This window comes from Cupriavidus oxalaticus, assembly GCF_004768545.1.
In the GTDB taxonomy this organism is placed as follows: domain Bacteria; phylum Pseudomonadota; class Gammaproteobacteria; order Burkholderiales; family Burkholderiaceae; genus Cupriavidus; species Cupriavidus oxalaticus_A.
The window spans coordinates 205919-222961 of sequence record NZ_CP038639.1 but is presented as its reverse complement, the minus strand read 5'-3'; the positions used below and the strand labels follow the sequence as shown (position 1 = coordinate 222961).

The 17043-nt window shown below is 59.9% G+C and carries 14 protein-coding genes; 12 read left to right on the top strand and 2 right to left on the bottom strand.

Translation table 11 applies throughout. The features are described from left to right. Positions 1 to 2: 2 nt before the first annotated feature. Positions 3 to 710, bottom strand: coding sequence for a type IV secretion system protein (locus tag E0W60_RS35575; protein ID WP_135707493.1), 708 nt, complete (start codon positions 708 to 710; stop codon positions 3 to 5). Positions 711 to 1363: 653 nt separating this feature from the next. Here E0W60_RS35575 and E0W60_RS35565 point away from each other — a divergent pair. The 12 genes from E0W60_RS35565 to E0W60_RS35505 all read left to right on the top strand — a co-directional run bounded on the left by E0W60_RS35565 (position 1364) and on the right by E0W60_RS35505 (position 14742). Further along, positions 1364 to 2413 carry a CpaF family protein gene (locus E0W60_RS35565; protein ID WP_135707492.1) on the top strand — a complete coding sequence of 350 codons (1050 nt, stop codon included), beginning with the start codon at positions 1364 to 1366 and terminating at the stop codon, positions 2411 to 2413. Continuing rightward, complete coding sequence (locus E0W60_RS35560; protein WP_240746132.1) at positions 2391 to 2780, top strand: TrbC/VirB2 family protein; 390 nt, start codon at positions 2391 to 2393, stop codon at positions 2778 to 2780. The genes E0W60_RS35565 and E0W60_RS35560 overlap by 23 nt, the downstream gene beginning before the upstream one ends. 1 nt (position 2781) lies before the next feature. After that, complete coding sequence (locus E0W60_RS35555; protein ID WP_135707491.1) at positions 2782 to 3111, top strand: conjugal transfer protein; 330 nt, start codon at positions 2782 to 2784, stop codon at positions 3109 to 3111. Continuing rightward, on the top strand, positions 3105 to 5561 hold the full coding sequence (locus E0W60_RS35550) for a VirB4 family type IV secretion system protein (RefSeq protein WP_135707490.1): 2457 nt from the start codon (positions 3105 to 3107) through the stop codon (positions 5559 to 5561). The genes E0W60_RS35555 and E0W60_RS35550 overlap by 7 nt, the downstream gene beginning before the upstream one ends. A gap of 15 nt (positions 5562 to 5576) precedes the next feature. Continuing rightward, the gene (locus E0W60_RS35545) at positions 5577 to 6335 is read left to right on the top strand and encodes a conjugal transfer protein TrbJ (RefSeq protein ID WP_135707489.1); all 759 of its coding nucleotides are present in this window, start codon (positions 5577 to 5579) and stop codon (positions 6333 to 6335) included. A gap of 17 nt (positions 6336 to 6352) precedes the next feature. Further along, complete coding sequence (locus E0W60_RS35540; RefSeq protein WP_135707488.1) at positions 6353 to 7396, top strand: type IV secretion system protein; 1044 nt, start codon at positions 6353 to 6355, stop codon at positions 7394 to 7396. Next, positions 7396 to 8655, top strand: a complete 1260-nt coding sequence (locus E0W60_RS35535) for a TraI domain-containing protein (protein ID WP_135707487.1) — start codon at positions 7396 to 7398, stop codon at positions 8653 to 8655. The genes E0W60_RS35540 and E0W60_RS35535 overlap by 1 nt, the downstream gene beginning before the upstream one ends. Continuing rightward, on the top strand, positions 8652 to 10517 hold the full coding sequence (gene traD, locus E0W60_RS35530; RefSeq protein WP_135707486.1) for a conjugative transfer system coupling protein TraD: 1866 nt from the start codon (positions 8652 to 8654) through the stop codon (positions 10515 to 10517). Before E0W60_RS35535 ends, traD begins: the two co-directional genes overlap by 4 nt. 6 nt (positions 10518 to 10523) lie before the next feature. Beyond that, complete coding sequence (locus E0W60_RS35525; protein WP_135707485.1) at positions 10524 to 11030, top strand: hypothetical protein; 507 nt, start codon at positions 10524 to 10526, stop codon at positions 11028 to 11030. Positions 11031 to 11301: 271 nt separating this feature from the next. Then, a complete protein-coding gene (locus E0W60_RS35515; RefSeq protein ID WP_135707484.1) occupies positions 11302 to 11919 on the top strand; it encodes a DUF4400 domain-containing protein in 618 nt (205 codons plus the stop codon). A gap of 54 nt (positions 11920 to 11973) precedes the next feature. After that, the gene (locus tag E0W60_RS35510; protein WP_135707483.1) at positions 11974 to 12822 is read left to right on the top strand and encodes an ATPase; all 849 of its coding nucleotides are present in this window, start codon (positions 11974 to 11976) and stop codon (positions 12820 to 12822) included. Between the two features lie 198 nt (positions 12823 to 13020). Continuing rightward, the gene (locus E0W60_RS35505; RefSeq protein WP_135707482.1) at positions 13021 to 14742 is read left to right on the top strand and encodes an ATP-dependent helicase; all 1722 of its coding nucleotides are present in this window, start codon (positions 13021 to 13023) and stop codon (positions 14740 to 14742) included. 698 nt (positions 14743 to 15440) lie between these two features. Here E0W60_RS35505 and E0W60_RS37400 read toward each other — a convergent pair. After that, positions 15441 to 15869, bottom strand: coding sequence for a hypothetical protein (locus E0W60_RS37400; protein ID WP_205751692.1), 429 nt, complete (start codon positions 15867 to 15869; stop codon positions 15441 to 15443). Positions 15870 to 17043 lie beyond the last annotated feature (1174 nt).

Below are 17043 nucleotides of genomic sequence, written 5' to 3'. Positions count from 1 at the left end.
GCTCAGGCCGCAGATTTCTGGATGGAGAAGAAGATGGGGAAGACACCAAAGGGGTTCGTCCCGAGCATGGCTTCCTTGTCCGCTGGCTTGACCTGATAGCGGAACGTGATCGCGTACCGCTGCTTGCGCGGCTTGTACCCATCCTCGGTGGTCGTGGTCACGAATTCCACAACCACGGTGCTATCGGGCAGGCTGGCAATATTGGTGAACTTCGGTTCCCGGGTGAGCGTCGGCGCGGACATCACCTGCCGGAACGGCTCGTCTTCATCGACCCATGCCTTGAACTGCTCCTTGGCCGATCCCAGCATCTGCTCTCGCACCGAACGCAGATTCGCCGCCATGCGCGACGACTCGATCTGAGGCGTCAGAATGGGCTCGATCGTGAACCACCGCTGCACGAGGTCCTTGAGCGCGGCCTGCACCTGTCGTTCATCCGGATGGAATGCGTCCAGTTCACGCGTGATCGCCTTGCCGGTCGCATCCGCCGAAACGCCAACGACCTTCACCACCGACGGCGGCGGCTCGCGGGTCAGAATCGCCGCGAGGGCGACGCACGCGGCGCCGACCGTTGCGAGCTTCCAGTGATTGCGGTCCACGGTGATGCGCGTGGTCCGATCGAAAATGACTTGCTCTGGACGCTCTTCGCCATACATACCTGGCGCAACGGTCAGGGGCTTGGCTTTGTCGGTGGATCTGCGTATGAATCGCATGATGCGGCGGGCTCTTGGGATGCCGCTAATTGAATCAGCGAAATGGCATGCACCTGCCCTCGAAAGCTGTGCCAATTTGCAGAGCTTTCCAATTTTCCTCTCTCTTCACCTCAATTTTATGGCCCCATAGCCGTCGGGATGGCTCGCAGAATGGCAACGTCTATGCCGCTACCCCGCATCCTCCGGCAAAGAGCTTGAGCAGCTTGATCAGAAGTTTTGTGTTCTTGCGCAAAGGCATCATTCACGGGCTGCGCCGGCGTGCGCCAATACATAGATGAAGTGAATGAAAAATAGTTACGAAATCAGAAGTTTGCGTGGCTATTGGCGTCATCCGCTGACGGGAGGGAGCAATTTCGCACTCCCGATGTCGCGCGCCGCACCGTGGCTTATGCCGTGTATCGAGCTACGACCTGAAGGACGACTTGGAGAGGCAAAAGCAACTGCTTCAGCTTTACTGCGCCCGTCGGGGCTGTACGGGCGTCTACCCTTCGAAAGCTCAGGATTTGACCGCGTCATTCGCAGTCTTTAGGAGGAACATGTTCCTCGTCACGCGGGGGGACCGGGCTGGCGCCACACGACTTCGTCGAAAGCTCTTGAAAATCGCCTAGCTTTCAGTCGACTACAGGACCCTCTGCCCGCCAACAATAGCGGGCATGGAATCAGCGTCCACCAACCACCCTCTTCTGCAGCTCACGCAGCTGGCCGACAGCGCGGTTTCGATGTTCTTCGAATCCCTGGCGCCGTTGCACGATGTCATCCACGCGGATGACGTCGCAGAAGTCATGATCAATCGCCACAACAGCATTTGGGTCGAGCGACGTGGGATGATGACCCGACTCGAGGTCGAACTCGATCCGTTCAAGGTCGAGGGGGCCATCCGCTCATTGGCGTCCTCAGTCGAGAAGTCCGCGGTGCGTGGCACGGCCCAAGGGATCATCAACGCAGGTCACAAAGGCCTGCGGATCGCCGCCGTGATGCAGCCAACGTCGATCGACGGCCACGCTCTGAGCATCCGGCGGCACCGCGAGAAGAACATGCGCCTCTCGGACTATGTGAAGGCCGGCGCGTTCTCATCCCGGCATGCGCGCACGGAAACCGAGACGCCCATCTTCTGCGGCCCTGTCGAGGACGACGCACTCGCCCAGGCGCTCGGCGAGCTAGTCCGCCAGCGCAAGAACATCCTGGTGGCAGGCGGTACGTCTTCAGGCAAGACCACACTACTCAATGCCATGGTCGGAGAGATTCCGGCGGAGGAGCGGGTCATCACCATCGAGGACACGACGGAGCTCAAGCCCAGCGTGCCGAACGTCGTGCGGCTGCTTTCCAACGCCGACAAGGGCGTGACCACACAGCATCTCGTCGCGCTCTCTCTGCGCTTCCGGCCAGACCGGATTCTTGTTGGCGAAGTCCGGGGCGGCGAGGCATACGACATGCTCCAGGCCTTCAACACCGGCCACGACGGAGGCATGGGATCGCTACATGCACCGAGTCCCCGCATGGCCTTGTCTCGTCTTGAAAGCATGGCGCTGCTCGGCGTCCCGCCCGGCTCCGGCTGGAAGGTCGAAGATATGCGTCGCTTCATTGCCGACTGCATTCACTACGTCGTGCACATGAAGCGTTCAGGCGACATGCGCGTGCTCTCCGAGATCATCGAGATCAAGGGCATTCGCAACAACGACTATGAGTTTCAACGCGTTTTCTAAACCTCAGGAGTCCTTCCGCATGACCTCCCAGTTCTCCCAGCGCGCCCGCGCCACGGCTCGCAAGTATGCCCCATCCGCCTTGCTACTAATCGGCATGATGGCCGTTGCCACCTCCGCCGTCGCAGCGGACGATTCCTTCCTCGGCAATCTTGGCAACTTCATCTGCGGCATCGCCACCTTCATCAACACGAAGTATCTGTTCGTCATCGGCCTGATCGTCATTGTCCTGGGCGCCTATGCCTATGCCAATGCAGAGTCGAGCCTGTCCAAGTTCATCTCGGGGGCGTGCGTTGGCGTCGGCCTGGCCGCGGCGGCGCCGTCGATCCTGAAAACCCTGAACATCGTGGCCGCCTGCACCGGGTTCTGAAATGAGAAAGCACCATGTGAGCATCGGTCTGTCGATGCCGCGCCTGATCGCAGGCGCGGTGCGGGCTCTCGCCATCGCGAACGGCACCATCGTCGCGCTGCTGATCTATGTCACCTACCGCAGCGGCTGGGAGATCCCGTTGTCGATCCTCGTCATCGGTCTTTGCACCCATGCGTTGCTGGCGTGGCTGACGAGTCGAGATCCGTGGTGGAACCAGATCCTCAACGTCTACAACATGTACGGCGACCTGTACGAGTCGGTGCCTTGGCACGGCAAGTCCGACGCAGTGTTCCGCCGCCCGTACGGCTTTGACAGTAACTTGCCATGCTGAAACTCAAACGCCGGCCGCTGGCAGAGATCGTGCCGTGGCTCACGTCCCTCACCCCTGAGCTGATCCTGAACAAGGACGGCTCCCTTCTTGCGACCTACGAGTTCCGCGGCGTCGATGCGGACAGCGCCGACGCCAGTGACATTACCTCGGCCCGTGACCAGCTCGACCAGGCGTGCCGATCCTTCGACAACCGGATCACAGCCTGGTGGCGTCTCTCCCATCGCCGTACTACCGATTTCATCGACGGAGAGTTCAGCAACCCCACCGATACCCGGCTGAACGCGCTGAACCGCGCGCACATGACCACTGGGCGGTACTTCCGCAACACGCATGCGCTCAGCATTGCCTATACCCCCGAATCCGGCATTGCCAAGTTCTTCGAAAAGATTGGCTACCACATGACCGTCGGGGGGCGGTCCGTCTACGGTGCGATCGTAGAAGCCGCCAAGGATACCGTGCTGTCTCGCAGCGCGTTTGCGTTCGATGTGGAGAAGATGCAGGCCGATACCCGACGCTTCGAGGCCATGCTTGACGCGTTTGCCGGCGGCATCCCGCGCATCAAGCCGACCCGGCTCACGATGCAAGACAGCTATGCGGCGCTGCACCAGGTTGCCAACCCCAGCGTGCCGCCGCGTCGCATCCGGTATCCGGTCACGTTGCTCGACACGCACCTGACGGAATCCGAAGTGACGGTCGGTGCCGAGCGACTCTTGTTCGAATCCGCCCACGGCAAGCGCTATGCGGCGGTGGTCGCCGTGAAGGAATGGATGAGCTTTCAGGAAGCGGCACTAGACAGTCTCCTGCAGGTGGATGCCGAGCTGGACATCTGCATCATGTACCGGTTTCTGGACACCGCGCGCGCCACCGCCTACATCGAGAAGGTTCGCCGCTTCTACAAGATGGCCGCGGTGAACCTGCGCTCCATGATGAAGCAGTACGTCTCGAAGGAGGAAAACGAGAACGACGAAGGCCGTGAAGCGCTCGCCAAGGAAGCGGGTCACGCCCTCAAACGGCTCACCGCCGAGGGCGTGCAGCACGGCTTCGCCAACATTTCGGTGATTATCTACGCGGATTCGGAAAGTGAATGCGAGGACGCCGTCAGCGAGGTGGTCGGCGCATTGACCAACGCCGGCTTCGGGGCGATCCGCGAGAAGGCCAATCTGATGCCTGCCTGGAACAGCACCCTGCCCGGTCGCTGGGACAAGCAACGGCGACTGCAGTTCGTCGAAACGCCTGCCGTGTCCGACATCGCGCCCGTCCGTTCTGTCCTGGAAGGTCCTACATTCAACGCATGGCTGAGCGAGAAGACCGGCGCCGAGGTTCCCCCGCTCACCTGCCTGCCAACCCGCCACCGAACCATCCAGCGCGTCGACATGCACCAGCGGGGTGGCAATGGTCATTTGTTCGTGATCGGTCCAATTGGTGCTGGCAAATCCGTGTTCCTGAACTTCCTGGTGTCGCAGGGCGACAGGCACAAGGCGCGTCGGATTCGCTTCGACAAGGATAGGTCTACCCGCATTCCCACGCTGCTCAGTGGCGGCACGTTCATCGACGTGACGGGCAAGTTCCAGACCAGCACGCCGGTCAATCCCTTGTCGCTGCTGGCCGATCCCGCGAACTTCACCTACATCACCGAATGGCTGACGCTCGCCCTCGAAGACGATGACTTCACGCTTTCGCCGCAGCAGGTCCAGGACCTCTTCGAGGCCGTGAAGCTAGTCGCGGGATACCCCCGCGAACGCTGGACCCTCAGCTCGCTCTCCACGATGCTGCATGCCGACCTGCGCACGCGGCTTCAGATCTGGCTCAAGGGCGGTCAGTACGGTCACTTCTTCGATCACGCCGAGGACGCATTCGCCGTCAGTGACAACCTGTGCATCGAGATGGGCGAGCTGTTCCAGAAGTATGAACGCGCAGCGGTACTGTTCACCGACTACGCCTTCTACCGCATCAGCCAGTCGATGGACGGTATCCGCTACACCATCATCGAGGTGGAGGAATGCGGCTTCTTCTTCCAGAACGAACGCTTCTACAGGCGGTACGAGGATTGGATTACCACCATCCGCAAGCTCAACGGTTCCATCTGGTCCGCGACGCAGTCTCTTCGCCAGATTGCACGCGTCGCGAACTTCGAAATCCTCAAGGAAAACATCGCCAACTGGGTCTACCTGCCTAACGGCCAGGCCAAGACCAGCCCGGAGCTCTACAAGGACAAGTTTGGCCTGACCGATGATCAGGTTCAGCTGATCTCTGACGCGGTGCCAAACCGCGACTACCTCCTGATCACGAACACCCAGACCCGGATGCTGCAGACGGCATTTTCCGACGAGATGGTAGCCATGCTGCGCTCGGACGGTGTCGCACAGTCCATCTGCGACAAGCACCATGCATCGGGCGAACCCGACTGGCAAGACCGCTACGTGCGCGAAATGCTCGCGCGCGCAGCATAACTTTGGAGAATCAACGTGAAGAAGTGGATCGCCAACATCGCCATCGCAACCTCGGTCTTCGGGGCTTCTTCGGCCCATGCCGCGCTGCCCGTCACCGACTGGGTGGGACTCATTCAGACCACCATGACAGCAATGCAATCGCTGAAAACGGAGGTTTACGAGAATACCAACATCGCCTACCAGTACAAGATGATGGCCAACCAGCTTCTGCAGTCCACGGGCCTGGACGCCGCCGCCCTGACGGAGCAGCTGGACGCGATCAAGGATGACATCGGCAAGTACGAAGTCTACGGCACCTCGCTCAAGGATTTGTATGGCACGGTCTCGGACAATGCCGACTATCTGAAGAAGATCCAGAGCATGGTCGTCGCCTCGGGCAAGACCAAGGAGCAGTGGTTCCAGGACCAGCGCCAGCTGCTGAGCAACGGCGACAAGACGGCCAAGAACCTGTTCAGCCTGGGCGAGCAAATCTTCAAGAACACGCAGTCTGTCGCGCAGCGCCGCCAGAAGATTCAGGCACAGGTCAAGCTCTCGCCCACTGCTCAGGCGGCGGCGCAATCCACCAATCAGATGCTGGACGTGCTTGCCAGCCAGAACTCGGATTTGCTGCAGCTCATGAGCGTGCGGGCCCAAGCGGACGCGGATAAGGACCAACAGAGCGTCGCCAGGGAAACGCAAAGCGCTGAGGCGATGCGCGCGATCACGACTGCGCAGGATGAGGAACTCCGGCAACTGCGTGCCCGCGTGTTCTCTCGCAAGCTGCAAGCCGACTGAGCGGGTGCCGGGAAGCCATGCTATTGCGTCTATTGATTCTACTGGTCACTGCTGTGCTATTGCACACAAACGTGGCTTTCGCTCAGGCCGAGATTGCCCCCTTGATGAATGGGTCGCAGGCGGAAGAATCCACCAAGACCCCGCCGTCATTCTCAGGACAGAAAGGGACGATCGCCGAATCTCTCAAAAGTTGGGTCGGCCAGTTCGAATCGTTTCGCAGCGGCCTGATCGCAAGCGCTACACCGCTGAGTCAGACCATCCGATCGGAGACCGACAAGGTGGCCTATGGCTTGGCACTCATCACGCTGACTCTGGCCGGCATCCGATTTGCTGCAACGAACGATCCGACCACGGCGTGGACGGACATTTTTGAGGCGTTCATGCTCTTGGGGATCTTCGCAGGGATCTATTTGGGGTACGACAAGTTCGCACCGGGAATTTTCGACTGGTTCAAAATGCTCGGCGACAAGATCGCCGGTACTCGCTCCAGCAATCCGGCCTTGGCGCTCATCTCGGTAGGCGCCGGCTTCCTGGACACCTACAACAAGGCTATGGACGCGGCAAGCGGCCTCTCCATACTTAGCGTAGCCCTTTCCGGGATCGTCCTCATCATTACATTTGTGGTCTGTGCGGTTGCAGCGCTGCTCTACAGCTTCTTCATCGCTTTAGGGGAGGTGCAGGCCGCCGTCGGCATCGTCGTGGGCCCGCTCGCTGTAGCGCTCGCATTCTCGGATTACTCGCGCCGATTCTTCGTCTCCTGGCTCGATTTCATGATTAGCGCCTCGATGTACACGGTCGTTGCCTCCGTCATGGCGCGACTCGTCTCCGGCGCTTTCACTTCCACCATGGTCGATCAGACTGACATCGGCACCCAGTCCCTTGCGGGCGCTGCCTATGCGCTTGGCGTCGCGATGTTCATGCTGCTTGTCGCGCTGGAGATCCCCAAAATGGCGGGCGCAATCTTCGGGACCGGTGGCGGGTTGAGCGGTGGTGCTGCCGGACGTCTGGGCATGAAAGCCGCTAGCGGCATCGGCGGGTTCCTGGCCAAGAAGGGCAAGTGATGACGGTCCATCACCACCTGACTCCACCGGCTTTGCTGGCATCCCACGACAGCCGCCTTGCGTTGGTTCGACAGTATGCCAACGAATCGAATGAGGGCGACTTCCGTACCAAGTGGCTCAGCGTTCTAGATCGCTGCGCCGCGTGGTTCTCCAGCATGCCGCTTCGGCCGACCGAGCACGCCGAACCAGGGGGAGCGTTCCGCGCGACGGTCGAAGCCGCGTACTTCGCCATGCGGCTGTCCGGCGCCCAGAAATTCGCCGCAGACCAACCCTCCGAGCGACGCCGCCAGCTTGAGCCTCAGTACCTTTATGCGCTGTTCCTCGCAGCGTGCTGTTCGCGGCTCGACGAGCCTTGCCGCCACTTCCAGTTTCACCGGCAGCGCGACGGAGCGGAGTGGGTTCCTGCCGCCCACGGCGCCTTTGGCATCTGGCTTGGCGATGACACATACCGGGTCACCCGTCGTGAGGCACCTCTGCCGAGCGAGCGGATGCGCACGGCACTGCTAGCACGGGAAATCTTGGGGGCTGAGCGCCTGGGCACATTTGACAGCCAGGTGCTGACCGATCTGTTCGGCGCCATCAACCCAGATCCACGGCCAGCCGGCCTGGAGACGCTGCTGCAGAAGGTCGTACGTCAGGCCATCGAGACAGTCACCCAGTTCGAGTTGAAGGCCCGTCGGGCGGCCTTTTCCCCGGACACAACGCCGGCCCCGCCAGCGAAAGCGCTGGCTGCTGATGCCATCACCGGCGCGTCGACGCCGCCCGCGCAGGCGAGTGCGGACGCGGTGCCGGTTCCGGCATCGGCGACGGCGACGGCGACGGCCGAAGTGGAGCAGCCGATGGCAACGGCCGAAGCCCATTCAACCTCCCCAACCGGAAACCATCTGGCAGGCAGCGATGCAAGCGGGCAGCACCGTGCATCGCCTAACGCCGTACAACTCGACGGCGCCCAATCCTTGCGCAAAGAACCACCGGCCGAGGATCCGTTCAAGGCGATTGCAGGCACCTCAAACCTCATGCGTGAATTCTTCAAGGCGCTCTCCCAGGACGCGGCCGCCGGCAAGACGAAAGTAACCCGCGTTGAGGGAAAGGTTGCCATCAGCAAGCGCTCGCTGGGCAACTATGGCATTGCCTCCGAGACGCTCATCGAAAATCTGCGCAAGTTCAAGCATCTCTACAAGATCGTGGGGCAAGACCTCCTGCTGGTCAACGAAGTTGGCGACCTGATTCTGCCTGCGTCCCAAGACCCTGAAGCATGAACCAGTACATCAACCACTTCCGTCCCATCTACGAGTTCCGCGCCGTCGTCGGTTGGGCGTTGGCTGTCTTGTTACTGCTGGTGAGTGGGATGCCCAACAGTGGCTACTTTGCGCTGGGTGGCATGGCATTCCTGCTCTTTCGCTCCAGCCAGGTGTGGCGTGCGCTCAGGTTCCGTCTTTCCATCTCCACGAAATGGCTAACTCTCGTCCGGATCGATGATCTCCTGACACAGAGCCGCAAGTTGCGCTCGGGTGACAAGGACGACGATGCCATGTATTTGGGTACCGGCTACGAATGGACCCAGAAGCATTGTCAGATCGCCCACGACATCCTGCGTATGCCGTCGAGCGACATCCCTGGCCTGCCAAAGTGGCTGCCAAAGGATACCGTCAAGGCTATCGAGAAGGCGTTCGCCCCGGAGAACAGCATTGCAGACCGATCGCCACAGGGCAAATCCTGGATCGGTGGCATGGAATCCCTGCGCATTCCCGTCCCCTTTCACTACAAGGCGATGGGCGGCCACACCTCGATCAGCGGCACGACCGGTTCGGGTAAGACACGGACGTTCGAACTCATCTCGACACAGGTCATTCACAACCCGAATGACGTTTTGATCGCGATTGATCCCAAGAATGATCCCGACTGGGTCGCTAGGTGCAAGCGCGAATGCGAGCGGACCGGCCGCAAGTTCCTGTACTGGAAACAGGCCGCACCATCGCAGTCTATCCGGTTGAATCCGCTGGAAAACTGGTCTCAGCCCTCGGAGATCCCAACGCGTATCGCCCAACTGATGGAGGAAGGCCCTTTCCGGCAGTTCGCCTTTCTGTTCATCGACCGCGCCGTGAAGGGCGAGCTCTATGTCGGCGACAAGCCAAACCTTCGATCGATCCTGCAGTACGCACAGAACGGCATCAACAATCTTCTCGAGCGCGGGCTGGAGCGCTTCTTCCCTGAAGCCGGGAAGCTCGGTTGGGAAGAGGAAGCCACGGGATACATGCAGAAGGTTGCGCAGAAGGCGGGCGGCACCCGCCTGGACGCCATGGTCAGCCTGTACATCGAGCGATTCTCCAAGCTCGGCAACGGGCATGAAGCGATCGACGGCCTCATCTCGACCTATCAACACGACCGCGACCACTATGGCCGGATCATTGCATCCGCCCTGCCCCTGCTGCAGATGCTCGCCACGGGTGAGACAGGTCTAATGCTGGCACCAAAGGCCGACGACTTTGAGGACGACCGCGAGATCTGGGATATCGACAAGGTCATCAAGCAGAAGGCCGTGCTCTACGTTGGGGCGGACTCCCTTTCCAATTCGATGGTGGCACAGGCTGTGATGTCGATGCTGCTGGCCGACATCGCTTCTGTCGCAGGCGCCATATACAACTTCTACGCCAAGCCGCCCGAGATCGTCCTGGTGGTCGACGAAGCCGCCGAGGCCATCAACGAGCAATTGCTCCAGCTGCTGAACAAAGGCCGCGGTGCCGGCTTCAAGGCTTTCGTTGCCTACCAGACTCGCTCGGACTTCACGGCCAAGCTTGGAAACGTGGCCAAAATGCAGCAGGTTTTGGGCAATTTGAACAACCAGATCGTCTTACGATTGGAAGACATCGACACGGCGCAATGGTTCTCCGAAAAGGCCGGTACCACCGCCATTCGCAACCTGGTCGTGTCGAGTAGCACCAGCACCGGAACAGAGGCCCACATCGGCGAGTTCAGCGGGTCGGTGTCCCGTTCTGCCCAGCTTGAGAAGGTACCACTGATTCCGCACGACCTAGTCATGCAACTGCCGAACCTGCAGTACTTCCTGCGGATCTCTGGGGGCGCTGTCTACCAGGGCCGAATTCCGATCATCAAAGACTAAACACCAATGCGCAGCAGCCTGTTCCGACAAATCGTCAAGGATTACAAGCTCTCGGCGAAGCTTTCGCCGGTGTTTTCCCTATCGCCGGACCTCGATGACATTTGCACTCGCGTGGTCGACTACATCGGTGTGAACTTCCGAATCCGCGAAGAGCCGCTGGTCAAGGAAATGCTGGCCGATGGCATCACGGCATGGCGTGCCGCACGCAAGCACGGCGACCCCAACGTCGCCTTCATGAAAGGCCTGTTCTCCCGCGCACATGAACTCTATGGCAAGCGGTACGCAGCTTTCAAAGGCGAAAAGTACAACGTCTGGTATCCGTTTCACGAGTCCATTCCGGCGTTCGAGCAGCGCCAGCCGGAAGGCTATGTCTGCCGGGTCGTCGACGAGCCGGCGCCAGGCGCAATCACCCAACGCTGCGCTGCGTTTCAGCTCGCCGCCCGCGTGCTGACGGGCTACACCTTTACCCGCTACTTCGAGAACTACGATGTCGCTGGCAACTTTGCACAATGACGCGCGCCGCCTTGCGATCCGGCTCAAGCAAGCTCCGGTGCGCATGGCTGCCAAGATTTTCGGTATCGACCCAGCGCTTGCCCTGCACATGCATGAGTGGCTGACGGCCCCCCTCCGGGCGCGCCTGCAATGCCGCTAGCCTTCACCACTGGAGCGGCGGCAGCGTGCTTTGCGCTCATTAAGATCTCCGTGGCCAAACCGGCTGTCTTCTGGGGCGCATTGGTCGCTTTCCTGAGCCTGCCGGTACTGCTCGCCCTGCGATGGAGCTGACATGGCAAATAGCCGATTCGCGTCGCACGTCCGCCTGTGGCTGATCTTTTCGCCGCTGATGATCTGCACGCTCGCTCCGTTCATCCAGGACGAAAGCGCCTTCGAGATCAGTGAGGCAGAACAGGCCTCGGTTGAGCGCGTGCTCGGCCCCGAAAGGGCCGACGTCGCCGTGACCCTGGCCAACGCCCGCTTTCACCAATGGTTCATCGAGAGCGGCGTTGTCAAGTCGTCGTTCTCTGGCTCTGACGCCCAGACCGGATTTGCCGATGGTGGTGCGTCTGCCTTCGGTAGAAGCTGGATGCAGCACTTCTGGCTGACGATCTACCGCGCACTGTATCGCGCCGCGGTCGGCCATTATTGGCTCGTTGGCGCAATCGTGCTGTTCCTTGCGCTGTTCAACGATGGAACCGTATCGCGCAAGATTCGCGCCGCCGGCGCGGGCTTTGCCAATCCGGTGTCCTTCCATGTGGCGGCACACGGCTTGATGCTCTGTTTTGGCTTCGGCGCGTCCGCCATGCTCTTACCTCTTCCGATGCTGGCGAGCTGGTGGACCTTCGGTGTCTGCCTGGTCGGGTTGCTCTGCTGGCGCCTTGCAGCTTCATTCCACGTCGGCAAGTAGCCGACTCCGCAGCGACTAACAAGGCCGGGTGTCCGGCCTCACAAAGGAGAAATTATGACCACGACCGATCTGACCCCAGCAGATGAGCCGCTCCAGGAAATTGGTACGACCGACGCCGTTGCACTGCTCGCTGAACCGCCTACCACGCTTGGCTCGATCGATAGCTCCGGCGACGTCGAGACAGAGCTCGCGGAGATGGAGCAGTCCGCCGATGTACTGCGCAAGGAGGGGCTGATCTCGACAGCGGACCATGAAGAGCGTAAGGCCCAAGTGGAACGTACTCGCAAGCTGTTCCGCGACCTGGCGCCCGAGGACCGCCAGGCGATCGTTCGCCGTCGTCGTGAGCTCGGCTTGCTGATCCTTAATCGCGAGCTCGCTGGCGCAGCAGTTGTTCCTGTGGCGCTGAAGCTCAATCACACGCGCCTGCGCCCACTTTTCGAGCAATGGTGGCCGTACATGAATCGCATGTCGCTGAATTTGCAGCGTTTCGGCGCTGCCACGTTCTCGCGCACCGAACTGTCGACGCTCGAGAACTACCTCGAACGCGAACTCTCGAAAATCGAGGACTATGTGGACGAACAGCTGCGTGTGGCGAAAGCATATCGCGAACAGCGGGAACAGGAGATGCGCGTACAAGGTGAGATCGTGTTTGTGCCGACGATCCAGCGCCCGTCCCTTGCTCTCGAAGTCCAGTCCTACTCGCGCTTCGCGGTGCGTGCCCTGCAGCTTCTGATCAAATTCGATCAAACCATGGACCAGTTCGACTTTATGGTCTGGAACGGCATTCGGGACCAGAGCGACGTCAACGACGAAGTCACCCGCTTCCTGCGCAAGTTCCAGCCGCTGGGCCTGCGTAGCTACACCACTCACCTGAAGCTGATGACAACTGTTCGAGGCATCTGACCGATAGGTGTCACTTGCTGTGAGTATGTCGCACTTAGTGTCAGCATCTCTCGTTTAGCCGTGTGCCGCGTCCTGTCATCTCCTGACTCTTCATGGCACCCTCTGATATTAGATGCATGCAAGTGACATTTGCTATCACGGCGTACTACTTCGCGTCAGGTTGGAAGTAGTCCAAGTCCATTTTTCCGGTGAAACATCATGTCTCTTGCAGAGACCCTTGTTAAGCTCAACCCTTCGCAACGCGAAGTCGTTGACTGCCGTGCCCATTGCGTTGCAATCGCTGTCCCGGGCGCCGGAAAGACGGCGACCATCGCTGCAAAGGCCGCGATACTGCTCTCGGCGCCCAACGCAACGGTCGGTGCCGTCACCTTCAGCAAGGATGCCGCCGTTGAGTTGCGCGACCGCATTGGGTCACTTGCGGGCAGTGTTGCGAAGAAGCGGCTGATGGCCGGCACGTTCCACTCGCTCGCCTACAAGCAGCTCAGCAGCAGCGTCGCAGGAAGGCGTGATATCGCCACCGATGGCGATCGCATTGGGTTGCTCACTCAGGCGCTTGCTGACACAGGATTGGACTGGAAGGTTGAGGACGCTATCACCACCATCGAGGCCATCAAGACAAACTTTGGCCAAGTCCAGGCAGGGACAACCGAGGAGGTTCTGTACCGCGCCTATCAGGATTCGTTGGAGCGCAATGGGAAGATCGATTTTCAGGACATGCTGCGCCTGGCGGTCGAAGGCATGCAACTCGGCACGATCGCGCCCTACCCTCTCACCTATCTGCTCGTTGACGAATTTCAGGACACCGATCCGCTGCAGTACCAGTGGATCGCGCTCCATGCCCAGGCGGGTTCGACTATTACGGTCGTAGGCGACGACGATCAAAGCATCTACGGCTTCCGGTCGGCTCTCGGTTTCCGCGGCATGGAGTCCTTCATCCGGCAGTTTGACGCGCAAGCTGTGGTTCTGGGCAAAAACTATCGCTGTCATGCTGAGATTCTTGGCGCCGCCGACAAGATCATTCGCCACAACCGCGATAGGATTCCGAAAGTCCTCGTCGCTCACAAGGGCCCAGGCGGCGACGTGGCCTTCCAACGGTTCCCGGACGAGTACGCTGAGGCAGTCGCCGCAATGGAACACCTCGCGCCTGCACTCTACAAGAACCAGTCTGCGGCGATCCTGGCCCGTACGAATCGCATCCTCGATCCGGTCGAGGCGGTTTGTCGCGCCCACGGCATCAAATACTATCGGGCGTCGGGAAAATCTATTCTCAGCCGCCCTGAGGGTGCCCTGATGTGCAACCTTCTGGAACTCGTCCAGAAGACTAGGAAGACCGGGATCGACGCCTTACTATCATTTGTCGGTGTCGGAACGCATGAACTGCAACTACTCCATAACAGTGGCAAGACCACCGGCGAGAAACTTCAGAGGAAGGACTTGGTCGAGTTGGGTCTCTCAGAGAATTCGGCCGACAAGTATCGGGAGCTAATGAAGCGATTAGCAGAATGGCGCGCGCTCTGCGACCGGCAGTTCTACTCGTTAGTTTTGGAGGGCGTGCACGAGTTGATGTTGCAGCACGCAGGTGCTGATCAGGCCCGCCGCGCCATCACGACGACGTATGACGTGCTGTCGCGGTTGAACGGTCCTTTCTCCGATCGCTTGGAGTTCCTGCGGCGAGACAACAACAAGCCGGCGCCTGATGCGCTGGTGCTGACGACGATGCATAGCTCGAAAGGCCTCGAATGGGACCGCGTCTGGATTATCAGGGCGGAGGAGACGGTCGTTCCCGACGAGAAAAGCACCGAGTCGGAAGAGCGCCGTCTCTTCTATGTAGCAGTGACGCGTGCCCGGCAGGATCTACGGGTATCCATGACCAAGAAGAATCCGACTTCCAGGTTCATCCTTGAAGCCGAGCTTGGATGACTTGGTACATGTCCGGCGGTTGAGTGGCGGCTGCTCGACGAGATGGGAAATTGCAGCAGCGATGTCGAAAACACGAAGGAACTCCACGCTGCCCCGCCTTACTCCGCCGGCGAATGTTGGCGCATGGCGAATGAACCATCCGCATCAGGTTCGCCGACCCTGCAGGCGCCACATATTGTTCGAGCGGACGCTTCTGGAGCTAGCGTGATCAATCGCATTTTTAAGGAGTTGTCGTTGAGTCCGTAGGCACAACCCAACAAAAAAAGCCTGGAGTTGGCGCTCCAGGCTTTTTATCGGCATAGACAGGAGGGATGCAGGCTTCGAACCCCTCTTGACTCGACCTCTAAGACAGTTCGAGTCTACGAAGACTCGCCCTTCGCTGTCAATGCTCCCTCCACAAATTTGCGCATTGGTCGAAGATGAATTTTGGCTTCGAAGGGCTTCCTATTGCCCAAGAAACAACAGCATGCGGCAGCGCGTTGCATGCTCCAACCCCGATTGTCAGCGATGGCAGGCAACCCAAGGCAGCCAGGTGCGATGCAGGGCGGCTGCCTGAGCAGATCCTCAAAGCGATCGCATTGGTCTACGAGTCCGATGGCCTTCGGAGCTTGCACATCACGAGTCGCCAAGTTCTGGCTACGCTCATCCGCTTCGCTTTGAACCAGAAGGATCCCAGCGCGCTCGCCTTCATGAAGAAGTCAACGATTGCGCAGCACCTCGCGATCAGCGAGGCCACTGTCTATCGAGCGCTTGGCGCACTTGAGGATGCCGGGCTTATTGAGCGTGAACGGCAGCAACGCACCAGGGCGCAGCTCGAAGTCGTTGGACGGATCGGGTTCACCGCAAAGTTGCTGAAGTGCATAGGGATCGGTGGCCGGCAACTTGGGTCCGCTGCCCCGCCCTCGACAGGCACCGATGCGTCTCAGGCTGGCGCTACATGTCTCGCACCGGTGAGTGGCGTAAACAAACCCAAGCAGTCTTCTTCGAAGAAACATCCGGGCCAGGGTGCCTTTGTGCAAATCGATGATCGGGCTGTCCCCATTGATCTGGCGCCTCTCGTGCGAGATCAAGAGCTTAAGACGTCCGCCCTTTTTCTTCTGATGCGGCTCGCGAGGACGGCTGGCCACCGACTATCAGACGTGGTGTCGGCATCAGGCCATGCTCTCGAGCCGCTCCGGGGTCGAGAACTGTTCGCCTACCTCAAGTCGCTGCTTGGAAGGCCCATCGATTATGGCCATGTGGCCCGAACTCGAAAGATCCAAGAAGACGAGAGACAGGCAGCCGACGATCGGGCCGCGCAGAACCAGGAGGAAGTTGCGCGATTCATTGAGCGGTACCGCGGTAGACGAGTGTCAGCACCCGACGGGCGGATCTATGAGGTGGACTCCGCTTCGATCGTGATCACCGAGGCCAATGGTCGGCGAAGTTCATTGGGGCATGGCCAGGCACGAGCCTGGCTCATCGAGATGGACAGAGCAGCGACTGGGCTCGGACATGCCCGGGACCAGCGGTCGTCGGTGACAAGGTCATCCTCGGCCATGGCGCAGGCAGCTATTAGGCACCTTCGCAGTCTTGTCGGCGGCAGCCAAGGCCTCAAAACATCTCTTGCGGCTAGCTCGGGGGCTTAGGTACGCGCTAAAGCGCCCTTGGAGGCGCTTGAATGTGCTATCTGAAGCGCGAGAGGTGTGAGTTGCGCGCTTCAAGGAGCTGGCGCTCCAGCGCGCCCGTAACGCGCGTGGACGCGCTTGAAGCCGACTCGGATGGTGTATCGGTTTGGTCCGCAGGTCGTCGTACCCGCGGATATGCCGCTTATTGCACTGGAGGATGGTGTATCGGTTTGGTCCGCAAACCGGTCGGTTCGGTGCAAAGGTGCATCGGTTTGGTAGAGTCCGCGAAATTTTGCGGAAGTAGTGAGCGCTCCCTTCGTTTGCAGGCACCAAATGTGGGTTATTAAAGGCGCCTCGACTAGTTCTGCGGACCAATCCAATGCACCAATGTCATTCAAGACTGGCCTCGTCCCGCCTCTGCGGACCAATCCATCACACCTTGCGGCATTTGCGGCCCAAACCCATACACCTTCCGCGGATGCGAGCAGCTCGCTGGTCATAAAGATACTAATACCGCACCTCCGGAGTGCTTTGCGGGCCCATCCATTTCGGTGGTTGCGGACCTGGGGCTCGGATTTGCTTTCGCAATTGTGCGGACCAACGCGTTGCACCATAAACTATCTTGCGGACCAACTGATGACACCTTTAGCGGCGATTGAGGGCTTGGGGGCTCATATTGGACTTTGGAAGTAGC